A 12,634-nucleotide genomic window follows, 5' to 3' on the forward strand; every position below is an offset into this window, starting at 1 on the left:
GCCGCGGTTCACCCGAACCCGCGAAGAAAGGCGCTCAGCGGCTGACGGTGGCCCGCAAGTACGCCTGGAGGTTGCCCAGCTCGTACCCCCGTCGCTTGATCTTCTTGACCAGGATGCGGAAATCCCTGGCCAGGTTGGGGCGGAAGTGGAGGAGCAGGATGTCGCCTGGGCGGAGCTTCTTGTCGGGCACCTGGTAGGCGATCTTGCCGCCGGGCTGGACTGTGGCCGTCCAGAGCAGGACCGTCTTCATGCCACAGCTCTTGGCGGCCTTGAGCGTGTCGGTGTTGTAGTTGCCGAACGGGGGCCTGAAGAGGGTGGGCCTGGTGCCCAGTTCCTTCTGGATGGCCGTGGAGGCGCCGCAGATCTCGCGGCGTTGGGCCGCGTAGGGGAGCAGGCGCAGGTTGGGATGGGTGAGGGTGTGGTTCTCGATGGGGACGCCGGAGTCCCGCATGTTTCTGAAATATCGCCATTTCCCGGCCCCGACGTAGCGGTTGGCGCCGCCTGACGCGTCCGGGGTGCCCTTGGCCTCCACAGCGTCGCGCATGGCGAAGGCGGTGATGGGGATGCGCTGGTCCCTGATCTGCTTGACGAAGCCCGGGTCCTGCTCCCAGCCGTCGTCGATCGTCAGGAAGACGACCTTGCGCTTGGTGGGGATGGAGCTGATCACCGGCGGCAGCGGGCCGGTGTGGCGGATCGGGCGCACCTCTCCCGCGCGGGGAAGCGCGCCGGGCGGGGACTGCTTGACGGGGCGTTTCTGGGTGCTTTCTGGAGCGGGAGCCGTGGTGGGGGCCGTGGCCGGGGTTCGCGCGGGGGCGCAGGCCACGACGAGCGTCAGGGCGCCTAAGACGCCGGCCGCCCGCGCGCTTCGTGCCCCCGTGAACCCCTGCCCGCTCTGCCCCCTGAACATGGAGCACCATCTTGCCATCATTGATCCACAGGAACGTCCCTCTGCCTTTCTCCTGACTGCCGGGGGCCGTCTGCTTAGAGTTGGCGCATGAGAATGGCGGGCAGTGCGGTGATCGGCGTTCAGCGGGATCTGGTGTGGGCGGCGCTCCACGACCCGGCGGTGCTCGTGCGCACCATCCCGGGGTGCGAGCGGCTGGAGGAGGCGGGGCCGGACACGTACCGGATGACCGTCAACGCCGGGGTGGCCTCCATCAAGGGCGTCTACCAGGGGGAGGTGGCGCTGACCGATCCGCTGGCGCCCGAGAGCTTCACCCTCAAGGCCCGAGGCCAGGGAGCGCCGGGGACGGTGGAGGCGACCGTCCAGGTGCGGCTCAGCGAGGTGGACGGCGGGACCCAGGTCGACTACGACGCCGACGCGGTCATCGGCGGGATGATCGGCGGGGTCGGGCAGCGCATGCTGGGCTCGGCGGCCAAACGCACGGCGGGCGAGTTCTTCACCGCCGTCGAAACCCACCTGCGCGCCCCGGCCGTCGCGGCACCTTCCGAGGAGCCGTTGGCGGCCGCGTCCCCGGCTACGGGGGTGGCCGTCTACCAGCGTCCCCCCAAGGAGCCCACCCAGACGAAGCCGTGGGTGATGCTGGCCTCCTTCGGCATGGGCGCGGGCGTCGCGCTCACGGGCGTCGCGATCGGCTGGCTCTTCGGCCGCGCCGCCCGCCGCTGACCGTCCCCCCTTCGGAGGGTCGGGAGGGCTCTCGCGGAAAAGGATCTCCAGGCGTAGCGTGGCGAGTATGCGCCAGGCACACGCGGAAGACGCACGGACCGAAGCCAGACAGGTCGTACGCAACCTGCTCGGCGATGAGCGCCCGACGGCCGGGACGCTGATCGCGGACGTGCGCCCCGTACTGGGCGAGGACCGCACCGACCGCACGCTCGGGCTGGCGCTCGGCGCCCAGCTCACCCGGCGCTCGGCCGAACTGGCCGCGATCGCCGCGCTCCTGGTCGGCACCCGCGAACTGGGCGAGGAGTGGTGGACGCGGCCCAGGGGCGGCAAGCTGCCCGCTCCGGACGAGGTCGTGCGCACGGCCGTCGCGATCGAGCCCTGGACCGACCTGACCGCGCTGGAGATGCTGGCCGCCTGGATCTCCGACGACGCCGCCGACCGGATGTGGGGCAGGCCCGTCGCCCAGGTGGACCTCAACTCCTGGCAGGCGGAGGATCGGTTCGACCTGCCGCAGGGGGCGCTCCCCGGGCAGCGGCTGGTGGTGCACTTCGACGCCGGCGGGCGGCTCGACGCGGTGGTCACCAGGCGGCCCGACGACGACCTCGGCTCCAACCTCGACTTCCACTCCCTGCGCTACTCCCGCCCCGCCGAGGCCCAGTGGAGCTGGGGTGTCGCGGCAGGGCTCGGGCCCCATCGGCTGCCCGGCGAGGACCCCGACCCCTACGCCCGTCCTGTGCCCTCGGCCGCCGTGGGGGTCCTTCGGGCCTGGGCGGTCCGTCACGGCGCCTCCCGTGAGCAGCTCGGCGAGCGGTGGGAGACGGTCGGCGACGTGGTGGCCGCCATCGAGGGGGTCGACTGGATGTGGCGGAGCGGGGAGTGGTTCGGGTGGTGGCGGGGGGCGTCCGCGCTGGTGGACGACTCCGCCTACCTGCCGTATCGGCTGGAGGAGCTCGCCGCCGGCTGAACCGCAGGAATCGCCGTGCGGAGTGGGTGGTTGAGGTCGTACATGAAGGTTGAGATTTTCTCCGACATCGTGTGCCCCTGGTGCTATATCGGGCACACCAGGTTCACCAAGGCCGCCGAGCGGTTCCGCGCCAAGGGCGGGACGATCGAGGTGACGATGCGCCCGTTCCAGCTCGACCCGGACGCCTCCTCCGAGGGTGAGCCGACGATCACGGCGCTGGAGCGGAAGTTCGGCCAGAACGCCCACCAGATGACGCAGCGCGTCGTCGAGCCCGCCGCCGGCGAGGGGCTGAAGCTCGACTACGACAGGGCCGTGAGCGTCAACACGTTCCAGGCGCACCGGCTGATCGAGGTCGCCGGGCGGCAGGGGCTCGGCGGGGCGATGTCCGAGCGGCTGTTTTTGGCCTACTTCACCGAGGGCCTGAACGTGGGCGACCCCCAGGTGCTGGGCAGGCTGGCCGCCGAGCTCGGTGTGGAGGACTCCGGCGCGGGCGCCGAGGAGGTGCGCGAGCACTTCGCCAGGGCCAGGGCGCTGGGCATCAGCGGGGTGCCGCTGTTCCTGTTCGAGGGCAAGTACGCCGTCTCCGGCGCGCAGCCGGAGGACGCCTTCGCGGCCGCCATCGACGAGGTAGCCGAGCGTACGGGACAGACGCCGATCACCCAGCTCGCCGCCCCGGCCGACGGCTGCGACGACGACGGATACTGTGCCGTGTGACACTCGTGGGGTGTCGCGACACCGCCTCGCTTACCTGCTCAAGACGGCCCGGCGCGGGCCGAGGAGGAGTTCCTGGCCGCGCTGCCGGGCGACGACGCCGGGCGGCTCAGGGAGCTGCTTGACCGTCTGGTGTGAGCGATCCCTCACCGAGCCGGCCCGTGCGGTGGTGGCGGCGGCAGAGCACCTGGTAGCGCACGTGCGCGGCGTCGGTGTCGCCGATCACCACCTGCTCGCCGGTGCGCGCCATGCTCCCGCCCACGATGCGCGCGTTGAGCTGCCCGGGACGCCCGCACCAGCACAACACCTCGACCTGCAGCCTGCACACCTCGTCGGCCAGCTCGAAGAGCCGCTGCGCCGCGGGGAACATCACCGACCTGAAGTCGGAGGCCAGGCCGAAGGCGTACACGTCCACGCCGTGCTCGTCCACGAGGTCCGCGAGCTGCTCGATCTGCTCGACGGTGTAGAAGCAGGCCTCGTCGCAGATCAGGTAGTCGATCCTTTCGTGCGCCGTCACCAGCCGCACCAGATCGAGGGAGTCCTCCACCTCGATCGCCTCCAGCCCGAGCCCGATCCGGCTGGTGACCTTCGGGCCGCCGGAGCGGTCGTGCTTGGTCAGGACGAGGCCCCGCCGGCCCTGACGCCCGTGGTTGTAGTTCATCTGGAGCGCCAACGTGGACTTTCCGCAGTCCATGGGGCCGAAGTAGAACTTCAGCACGGCATCCCTGGCACCAGACGGCACGGCAGACAAGGCAGACAGTTCGGTCACGGGCCGTCAGCTTAGCTGGCTTGGCTTGTTCCATGACCTCGTGGGAGATTTCTCCCCTGAGGTTTCAGGAGGAACTGTGGTCACCGACAAACCACCGGCGCTCGACGCGATGATGACGATGGACGACCTGACGGCTGCCCAGGCCGACGCCACCCGCTGGCGTTACGGCTTCTTCGTCGTCGTGGCGGGCATCGTTGCGATCTTGGTCGCTTTCGGCGCCGCCGTGTTCGCCACCGGGGAGTTCGCCGCGCTGTTCGCGGGCGTGTCCGGCGTGATCGGCACCATCATCGGCGCGTATTTCGGCGTGCAGGCTGGTCAGAGCGGGAAGGCCAGGGTCGAGGCCGAGCTGGCCAAGTCGCAGGAGATGGTGGTCAGGCTGGCGGCCTATGTCGGCACATCGAACGCGCCACGAGTCATCGACGAAGTTCTAGGCCGTCGCCGAAGCTGAGGAGCCCATGCGTAGCGTCCGTATCGGAGTGGACACCGGAGGCACATTCACCGACGTTGTGGCGGTGGACGAGCAGAGCGGTGAGATCCTTTCCACCAAGACACCCTCGACCCCCGCGAACCCGGCGGACGGGTTCATCGCGGGCATCGAGAAGCTGGGCGAGCTGGAGGTCGCCTCGATCGTGCACGGCACCACGGTCGCCACGAACCAACTGCTGGAAGACCGGATAGCCGACCTCGGGCTCATCACCACGGAGGGCTTCGAGTTCATCCTGGAGATCGGCAGGCAGAGCGTGCCCGACGGGTACGGCAACTCCTACTTCTGGGTCAAACCGCCGAGAATCGTGCCCGCGCACCTGGTCAAGACCGTCGAAGGGCGGCTCGACCACCTGGGCGAGGAGGTGCGGCCGTTCTCGGAGGAGCAGGCCGTGGAGGTGGCGCGCTGGTTCCGGTCGAAGGGCGTCACCGCGATCGGGGTCTGCTTCCTGCACTCCTACGCCAACCCGGAGCACGAGCGCCGTATGCGCGAGGTGCTGCGGCGCGAGCACCCCGAGGCGGTGATCTCGCTGTCGAGCGAGGTGCTGCGCGAGTACCGCGAGTACGAGCGCTCGGTCACCACCCTGGTGGACGCCGCGGTCAAGCCCACCATGCGCGGCTACCTCGCGAACCTGTCGAACCGGCTCGGCAGGCCGTTCTCCGTCATGAAGTCCAACGGCGGCGTGTTGTCGGCCCGTGAGGTCGTCAACCAGCCGATCACCACCGTCCTGTCGGGGCCCGCGGCAGGGGCGCTCGGCGCCGCGCTGATCGCCTCCACGGCCGGGCACGAGTCGGTGATCACGCTGGACGGCGGCGGCACCTCGACCGACGTGGCCGTGGTGATCGACGGCGAGCCCTCCGTCACCACGGAGGGGACGATCGGCCGCTACCCGTGCAAGATCCCGATGATCGACATCGTCACCGTCGGCGCGGGCGGCGGCTCGATCGCCTGGATCTCGCCCGAGGGCACGCTCAAGGTCGGGCCCAGGTCAGCAGGGGCCGACCCCGGGCCGATCTGCTACGGCAGGGGCGGGACCGAGGTGACGGTCACCGACGCGCACGTGTTCCTCGGCCGGATCCCGCCGCACCTGCTCGGGGGCGAGATCAGGCTGGACGCCGACGCCGCCCGCGCCGGGATCGAGGCGCTGGCCGGCAAGCTCGGCCTCGACGCCGAGCGCACCGCGACCGGCATCCTGGAGATCAGCGCCTTCAACCAGAGCAACGCGATCAGGCAGCTCACCGTCAAGCGCGGGCTGGACGTGCGGGACTTCCCGCTGGTGACGTTCGGCGGGTCGGGGCCGCTGCTGGCGTGCCGGCTGATCGACATCCTCGGGCTGCCCTCGGTGATCGTCCCGCGCGATCCGGGCAACGTCTCGGCGTTCGGGCTGCTCACGGTGGACGTCAAGAACGACTACGTCCGCACGTACGTCACCCGTGACCTCTCGCTCGGCAAGGCCGTCGAGATCTTCCACGACCTGGAGCATCAGGCGGGCGAGGCTCTCGACCGCGAGGGCTTCGACGACCCGGTCTACCTGCGCAGCGCCGACCTGCGTTACTTCGGTCAGGCGTACGAGGTGCGCGTGCCCGCCCCCGCGGGCGAGATCGACGAGGACTGGCAGGCGGAGGTGGTCAACCGTTTCCACGAGGCCCACGAGAAGTTGTACGGCTACGCCTACCGCGACGACCCCCGTCACGCCGTCGAATGGGTGAACCTGCGCGTCTCCGGCATCGGCCCCATCGCCCGTCCGACCATCCGTCCTCTGGACAAGCCGGGCGAGGGTGCCACGTCCGTCAGGCCGGTGCACTTCGACGAGACCCGCGACACTCCCGTCCACCAGCGTTCCGCGCTGGGCCCCGGCGCGGAGGTCACGGGCCCTGCCGTGATCGAGGAGTACGGCTCGACGATCCCCGTCCACCCAGGTTTCACCGCCAAGGTGGACGCCTACGGAAATGTGGAGATAAGGCGTGACTGATCCAATCCTGGTGGAGATCGTCGAGGGCACGCTGGCCTCCGTGGAGAAGGAGGTCGAGACGGCGATCGCGCGCACGGCCCGCTCGCCGATGATCCGCGACGCGCACGACTTCCGCGCCGGCATCCACGACGCCCGGCTGCGCAAACTCACCGGCCGCTCCTACAGCGCGCTCGTCCAGCCGGTCGTGCGCGACTTCCCGATCGAGACGATGAAGCCCGGCGACGTCTACTTCCACAACGACGTCTACCTGTCGGAGGGCGGCATCGGCCACCTGCCCGACCTGTGCGTCACCGTGCCGGTCTTCCACGAGGGTGCGGTCGTGGCCTTCGTGCAGGCCTTCGGCCACCACGACGACATCGGCGGCGCGGTGCCGGGCTCGATGCCCTCGCACGCCCGGTCGGTCTTCGAGGAGGGCCTGATGGTCCCGCCGATCAAGCTGTGGGACCAGGGCGTGCCCAACGAGGCCGCGCTGCGCATCATGACCCGCAACTCCCGCATGCCCGACTCGCTGGCCGGCGACCTCGACGCCGAGTGCTCGGCCTGCCTGATGGGCGCGCGGCGGCTGGGGGAGCTGTTCGACCGCTACGGCAGGCAGGCCGTCGAGGAGTGCTTCGACGCGATCATCTCCAAGACCACCGAGACGTTCCGCAGGGAGCTGCTGGACAAGATCCCCGAGGGCACGTACGTGTGGGAGGACTACGCCGAGCACGACGGCGTGGACGAGCCCCGGCTGCACGCCCAGCGCATCACGCTGACCGTCGACCACGCCTCGAACGAGCCGCTGACCATTGACTTCACCGGCACCTCGCCGCAGGCCAAGGGCCCGATCAACCACGCGGGCGACTACGCCGACGGGGTGTTTCTGAAGAAGTGGCTGGCGCCGGTGCTGCGCAACCTGGCCGACACGCCGGAGCGGATGGCCGAGCTGGACGTCAACGAGGGCGTCGTGCCGCTGATCAAGATGGTCTTCCCGGAGAAGGGCACCCTGCTCACCCCGATCTTCCCCGCCCCCACCAACGCCCGCACGTTCGTCATCCTGCGCCTGCTCGGCGTGCTGGCCGGCGTGCTGGCCAAGGCCACGGGCGGCCGCATGCCCGCCGACCAGGAGACCATCCGCTACACGGGCGTGTACGGCCAGGACGCCGACGGCTCGCCGTACCTGATGCGCGAGGTCCTCGGGGGCGGCTCAGGCGGGCGCCACTACGCCGACGGCGAGGACACCATCCACGTGGTGCCCGACTCGCGCAACATCCCGGTGGAGTTCGCCGAGGCCCGCTGGCCGTTCCGCGTCGAGCGGCTGGCCCTGGCCTGCGACTCGGGCGGGCCAGGGATGTTCAGGGGCGGGCTGGGCTACGACAAGCACATCCGGATGTTGCTGGACGCGTCGTACATGTCCATCGCCGACCGGTCCATCCTGTCGTGCTGGGGCGTCAACGGCGGCCTGGCGGGGCGGCCGTTCCGGGTGGAGATCGCGGGCAAGGAGATGGAGGGCCTGGTGGACGACCACCAGGTGCAGGCCGGCGAGATCATCCGCATCCGCACCACCGGGGGCGGCGGCTGGGGGTCGCCCTACGACCGCGACCCGCGCGCCGTGGCGGCCGACGTCCGCGACGGGAAGGTCTCCATCGCCGGCGCCCTCGGCGACTACGGCGTGGTCCTGGACGGCGACCGCATCGACGAGCAGGCCACGGCCGAGCTCAGGGCCCGCCTGCGGCCCCCGGCCGACCGCTTCTTCGACCGCGGGCCCGGTTACGCCAAGCTCTCGGGCGGACGCGCGTTCGCCGAGGTGGACGAGCTGTAGGGAGAGCCACGTTCATGCGCGTTGTCCTGGCGGGGCTGGCCACCAGCCATCCCTACACCGACGCCCGCACCCTGACCCGCCACGCCGAGCTCGTGGTGTGGGAGCAGGATCCCGAGCGGTTGCGGCGCTTCACCGAGGAGCACCCGGCGGCGAAGGTGGCCGGCAGTCTCGGCGACGCGCTGGCCGCCCGGCCGGACGGCGTGGTGCTGACCGTGCCCAATCCGCAGGTGCCCGAGGCCCTGGCGCGGGTGCTGGAGAGCGGCGTGCCGTGTTTCGTGAACAAGCCGGCCGCCGCCAGCAGGGACCAGCTTGAGGCCCTCGACCGGCTGGCGATCCACGAGCGGGTGTTGTCGAGTTCGGTGCTGAGGTTCGCCCCCGCGTTCGCGGGCGTCCGGATCGATCCCGGGGAGGTGCTGGCCGTGCGGGCCACCGTACGGCATGACGTGGGGTTGTGGGCCGGCGGCTACAACGCCTGGCAGGACACGCCGGGCCAGGGCGGCGGAACGATGGTGACCATGGGCGTCCACGGCGTGGAGCTGCTGGTCGCGCTGCTCGGCCCGGACGTGCGGCTGGTGGGCGCCGCCGGGGCCAAACGGCACTATCAGGGCCTGCGTTCCGAGGACACCGGCGTGATGGCGCTGCGGTGGGGGAGCGGCGTCACGGGGACGGTGGAGATCCTCGGCGTCACCGAGGACGAGTCCTACGTCGTCACCGTGCACGGGCGGGACGGCTCGCGGACGATCGCGATCGAGAGCGGCGACGATCCGCTCGTGGGGCTGGGCTACGAGGGGACCATCGAGGCGTTCCTGGCCATGGTGCGCGACGGCGCGCCCAGCCCGGTGCCCTGGGCGGAGACCAGGGCCATCCTCGACGTGCTGGTGACCGCCCGCGAGGTGACCTGACGCAGTTGTGCGTACCCGTTGACAGCCGAAGTCTGTCCCAGTTACGGTCTGGACCGTAACTGGGAGACGGAGGAGAAACCCGCGTGCGCACGACAGCGGAACTCGAGGAACGGCTGGCGCGTCCGAGCGCCGGGCTCGTGGACGATCTCGGCGGCCTCGACGGCGACATTCTGATCCTGGGCGCCGGCGGCAAACTGGGCCCCAGCCTGGTACGGCTGGCACTCAACGCCACCAACGGGGACCGGCGGATCATCGCCGTCTCGCGCTTCTCCGAACCGGGGCTGGCCGACTCGCTCGCCGAGCTCGGCGCGACGGTGGTGGCCGCCGACGCCTCCGACGAGCGGGCGCTGCGCGAGCTGCCGGAGGCACCGAACGTGGTCTTCCTGGTCGGCGCCAAGTTCGGCACCCAGGGGCGCGAGCACGCCACCTGGTTCACCAACGCCTACCTGCCAGGACGGGTCGCCGACCGGTTCAGGCACAGCAGGATCGCCGCCCTGTCCACCGGGAACGTCTACCCGCTCGTCCCCGTCACCGGCGGCGGCAGCACGGAGGGCTCCCCGACGGGCCCGGTGGGCGACTACGCCATGAGCTGCCTGGGCCGCGAGCGGGTGCTGACGCACTTCAGCGAGACCCACGGCACGCCGATGTCGCTCATCCGCCTCAACTACGCGGTCGAGCTGCGCTACGGCGTGCTCGTCGACCTGGCCCAGAAGATCCTCGCGGGGGAGCCGGTCGACCTGTCCACCGGGCAGGTGAACGTGGTCTGGCAGGGCTACGCGAACGAGGTCGCGCTGCGCTCGCTCGCGCTGGCCTGCGCGCCGCCGTACGTGCTCAACGTGACGGGGCCCGAGTTGCTGTCGGTGTGGCGGGTCGCGTTGGACCTCGGCGCGGCGCTGGGCAAGGAGCCGGTGTTCACCGGGCAGGAGGCGCCGACCGCGCTGCTGTCGAACGCGGGGCGCTGCCACCGCCTGTTCGGCTACCCGGAGCTGACGCCCGCCGAGCTCATCGAGCACACGGCGCGGTGGGTGGCGCGGGGCGGTCCGCTGCTCGGCAAGCCCACCAAGTTCGAACGCCGCGACGGCCGGTTCTGATCAGCCACACCAACGACCAAGGGGGGACCTCACGTGCTCAGCACCGCTCCGGAGGCGCAGACGTCGGTACGCGACCTGTTCAGGCGCGGCCTGGTGATCCCGGCGCACCCGCTCGCGCTCACCGAGGACAGGAAGCTGGACGAACGCCGCCAGCGGGCGCTGACCCGCTACTACGTCGAGGCGGGCGCGGGCGGGCTGGCGGTGGGGGTGCACACGACGCAGTTCGCCATCCACGGCACGGGACTGCTGCCGCCCGTGCTGGAACTGGTGGCGCGCACCGCCGGGGAGTCCGAGCGCGAGGTGGTGCTGGTGGCCGGCGCGACCGGGCCCACCTCCCAGGCGGTGGCGGAGGCGGAGCTGGCCAGGTCGCTCGGGTACCACATGGTGCTGCTGAGCCCGTACCGGGAGCTGGACGAGAACGCGCTCATCGAGCGGGCCAGGGCGGTCGGCGAGGTGCTGCCGGTGGTCGGCTTCTATCTCCAGCCGGCGGTGGGCGGCCGGCCTTTGTCGCGAGATTTCTGGACACGTTTGGCGGCCGTGGAGTCCGTGGCCGGCATCAAGGTCGCCCCCTTCGACCGCTACCGCACCCTCGACGTGCTGCACGGCGTCGTACGGGCGGGACGGGTCGGCGAGGTGGCCCTCTACACCGGCAACGACGACCACATCCTGGCCGACCTCATCACACCGCACCGGGTGGTGGTGGACGGGCGCGAGGTGGAGGTCGAGTTCGTCGGCGGCCTGCTCGGACAGTGGGCGGTGTGGGTGCGCCGGGCCGTCGAACTGCTGGAACAGGCCAAGCTCGCCCGCGGCGGTGACGACGCGACGGTACGGCGGCTGCTCACCCTCGACGGGCACCTGACGGACGCCAACGCGGCCATCTTCGACTCCGCGAACGGCTTCCACGGGTGCATTCCCGGCATCCACGAGGTGCTGCGGCGGCAGGGGCTGCTGGCCGGGCGGTGGTGCCTCGACCCCGAGGAGGAGCTGTCTCCCGGGCAGCTCGCGGAGATCGACCGGATCTGGGGGGCCTACCCGTGGCTTCGGGACGACGACTTCGTCTCGGCCGGGCTCGACCGCTGGTTGTCCTGACTCTCGTGCGCCGGTCAGAGCGTGAGGCGGTAGAGGGTCAGCGGGCGCCCGCTGGAGCCGCTGGTCAGGTTGCCGGTGCGCTCCGCGAGCCCCGCGAGCTCCAGCCGGTGCAGCATCCGGCGGGCCGTGCGCTGCTGGACGGCCAGCCGGTCGGCGATCTCGCGCGTCGTCAGCGGCTCCTCGCCGGCGGCGGCCCGCGCCTCCAGGAGCTTCTCCAGCGTGGGCACCGACAGCCCGACGCGGCGGGCGATGACCGACAGGCTCTGCGTCGCCGTGGAGGCGGGGACGACCGACTCCAGGACGATGTCGGTGTCGGCCCGCAGCGACAACACGGCGGCGACCTCGCCGATGCGGCGGGCCCTGGCCAGGGCGCGGCGGGCCAGGCTCTCGGCCTCCGCCGCGCTGCGGCCCAGGCCGAAACCGACCCTGACCACGTCGTTCTGGCCGGCCAGCCGGGCCAGCATGGGCAGCCCGGTGAAGCCGCCCGTGGCGTCGTGCAGCGGGCCCCGGGTGGTCACCAGCAGGTGGGTGCCGCCGCGGAAGGCCGCCACGGTGCCGCCCAGCGCCGTGGCCTCGCGCAGCAGCCCCTCCTCGTTGGCCACCTCGATGAGCCCGAGCGCGATCTGGGCGTCCTCCTGCGCCTGGCCCTCGGCGGTCAGCATGAGCTGGCGCAGCGCCACGCGTACCGAGTGGACGGAGGGCACCAGGCGCAGGACGTGGAATTCGTCGCGCAGGGCCTCGTGCACGGAGCTCAGACAGGTGATCACCGCGTGCGCGGGGCCCTTGCGGTGGAAGGCGACGGCCTTCTTGGAGGTCACCTCCGGCCGGTACGGCAGCGTGCGCAGGTCGGCGGTCGGCAGCCCCGCCTCGGCGAAGGTGGCGGCGACGTCGGCGGCCGGCAGGGTGTCGATCGACAGCCGGGTGACGTCCTGGCCCTGGTGCTGGAGGCGTACCAGGGCGCTGAGCAGCGTCGCGCCGGAGTAGTCGACGAACGCCGCGGGGCGGGTGAGGGCGTCGGCGTCGCGGGAGAGCATGTAGGGCACGATGCCGGTGAACAACCATCCCTCGACGGAGGCGGCGTGCGCCTCGACGATCGCGGGCGCCTGCGACTCATGGTCGTAGTCGAGGCGCAGCGTGCTGAGGCCCGGCTGCTCCTCGCAGACGGCCGCCACGTCGTCGACCAGGTCGTGCGGGCCGACGACCCCGATGACGATTCCCACCCAC

Annotated in this window: 12 protein-coding genes; 9 read left to right on the forward strand and 3 right to left on the reverse strand. The window is 71.3% G+C overall.

Annotated elements, in window-relative coordinates:
* Positions 1 to 34 precede the first annotated feature (34 nt).
* Complete coding sequence (locus ACFOY2_RS21200; protein ID WP_379529780.1) at positions 35 to 907, reverse strand: polysaccharide deacetylase family protein; 873 nt, start codon at positions 905 to 907, stop codon at positions 35 to 37.
* Positions 908 to 994: 87 nt separating this feature from the next.
* Here ACFOY2_RS21200 and ACFOY2_RS21205 point away from each other — a divergent pair, with 87 nt between their 5' ends.
* The 3 genes from ACFOY2_RS21205 to ACFOY2_RS21215 all read left to right on the forward strand — a co-directional run bounded on the left by ACFOY2_RS21205 (position 995) and on the right by ACFOY2_RS21215 (position 3,305).
* On the forward strand, positions 995 to 1,627 hold the full coding sequence (locus tag ACFOY2_RS21205) for an SRPBCC family protein (protein WP_379529781.1): 633 nt from the start codon (positions 995 to 997) through the stop codon (positions 1,625 to 1,627).
* A gap of 67 nt (positions 1,628 to 1,694) precedes the next feature.
* Positions 1,695 to 2,591 carry a hypothetical protein gene (locus ACFOY2_RS21210; protein ID WP_379529782.1) on the forward strand — a complete coding sequence of 299 codons (897 nt, stop codon included), beginning with the start codon at positions 1,695 to 1,697 and terminating at the stop codon, positions 2,589 to 2,591.
* Between the two features lie 42 nt (positions 2,592 to 2,633).
* A complete protein-coding gene (locus ACFOY2_RS21215) occupies positions 2,634 to 3,305 on the forward strand; it encodes a DsbA family oxidoreductase (protein ID WP_379529783.1) in 672 nt (223 codons plus the stop codon).
* A gap of 106 nt (positions 3,306 to 3,411) precedes the next feature.
* Here the strand turns inward: ACFOY2_RS21215 and ACFOY2_RS21220 are convergent, their stop codons facing one another.
* Positions 3,412 to 4,071: a thymidine kinase gene (locus ACFOY2_RS21220; protein WP_379529784.1), complete on the reverse strand. Its 660-nt coding sequence runs from the start codon at positions 4,069 to 4,071 to the stop codon at positions 3,412 to 3,414.
* Positions 4,072 to 4,147: 76 nt separating this feature from the next.
* Here ACFOY2_RS21220 and ACFOY2_RS21225 point away from each other — a divergent pair, with 76 nt between their 5' ends.
* From ACFOY2_RS21225 to ACFOY2_RS21250, 6 genes are all read left to right on the forward strand, one after another.
* Positions 4,148 to 4,519 (forward strand): hypothetical protein, encoded by a 372-nt coding sequence (locus ACFOY2_RS21225; protein WP_379529785.1) that lies wholly within the window; start codon positions 4,148 to 4,150, stop codon positions 4,517 to 4,519.
* 7 nt (positions 4,520 to 4,526) lie between these two features.
* The gene (locus tag ACFOY2_RS21230) at positions 4,527 to 6,527 is read left to right on the forward strand and encodes a hydantoinase/oxoprolinase family protein (RefSeq protein ID WP_379529786.1); all 2,001 of its coding nucleotides are present in this window, start codon (positions 4,527 to 4,529) and stop codon (positions 6,525 to 6,527) included.
* On the forward strand, positions 6,520 to 8,328 hold the full coding sequence (locus tag ACFOY2_RS21235; protein WP_379529787.1) for a hydantoinase B/oxoprolinase family protein: 1,809 nt from the start codon (positions 6,520 to 6,522) through the stop codon (positions 8,326 to 8,328). The genes ACFOY2_RS21230 and ACFOY2_RS21235 overlap by 8 nt, the downstream gene beginning before the upstream one ends.
* Before the next feature lie 14 nt (positions 8,329 to 8,342).
* Positions 8,343 to 9,230 carry a Gfo/Idh/MocA family protein gene (locus ACFOY2_RS21240; RefSeq protein WP_379529788.1) on the forward strand — a complete coding sequence of 296 codons (888 nt, stop codon included), beginning with the start codon at positions 8,343 to 8,345 and terminating at the stop codon, positions 9,228 to 9,230.
* An 83-nt stretch (positions 9,231 to 9,313) separates the two neighbouring features.
* Complete coding sequence (locus ACFOY2_RS21245; RefSeq protein WP_379529789.1) at positions 9,314 to 10,321, forward strand: NAD-dependent epimerase/dehydratase family protein; 1,008 nt, start codon at positions 9,314 to 9,316, stop codon at positions 10,319 to 10,321.
* A gap of 33 nt (positions 10,322 to 10,354) precedes the next feature.
* Positions 10,355 to 11,410 (forward strand): dihydrodipicolinate synthase family protein, encoded by a 1,056-nt coding sequence (locus tag ACFOY2_RS21250; RefSeq protein ID WP_379529790.1) that lies wholly within the window; start codon positions 10,355 to 10,357, stop codon positions 11,408 to 11,410.
* A gap of 14 nt (positions 11,411 to 11,424) precedes the next feature.
* Here the strand turns inward: ACFOY2_RS21250 and ACFOY2_RS21255 are convergent, their stop codons facing one another.
* Positions 11,425 to 12,630, reverse strand: coding sequence for a hypothetical protein (locus ACFOY2_RS21255; RefSeq protein ID WP_379529791.1), 1,206 nt, complete (start codon positions 12,628 to 12,630; stop codon positions 11,425 to 11,427).
* Positions 12,631 to 12,634: the final 4 nt, after the last annotated feature.

Origin of the sequence: Nonomuraea purpurea, from assembly GCF_042650645.1 — a bacterium.
Lineage (GTDB): Bacteria > Actinomycetota > Actinomycetes > Streptosporangiales > Streptosporangiaceae > Nonomuraea > Nonomuraea purpurea.

What these genes read in the sequence shown, in the direction of transcription:
- ACFOY2_RS21200 (WP_379529780.1), bottom strand. Translation starts at nt 907, where the DNA reads ATGTTCAGGGGGCAGAGCGGGCAGGGGTTCACGGGGGCACGAAGCGCG.
- ACFOY2_RS21205 (WP_379529781.1), top strand. Translation starts at nt 995, where the DNA reads ATGAGAATGGCGGGCAGTGCGGTGATCGGCGTTCAGCGGGATCTGGTG.
- ACFOY2_RS21210 (WP_379529782.1), top strand. Translation starts at nt 1,695, where the DNA reads ATGCGCCAGGCACACGCGGAAGACGCACGGACCGAAGCCAGACAGGTC.
- ACFOY2_RS21215 (WP_379529783.1), top strand. Translation starts at nt 2,634, where the DNA reads ATGAAGGTTGAGATTTTCTCCGACATCGTGTGCCCCTGGTGCTATATC.
- ACFOY2_RS21230 (WP_379529786.1), top strand. Translation starts at nt 4,527, where the DNA reads ATGCGTAGCGTCCGTATCGGAGTGGACACCGGAGGCACATTCACCGAC.
- ACFOY2_RS21240 (WP_379529788.1), top strand. Translation starts at nt 8,343, where the DNA reads ATGCGCGTTGTCCTGGCGGGGCTGGCCACCAGCCATCCCTACACCGAC.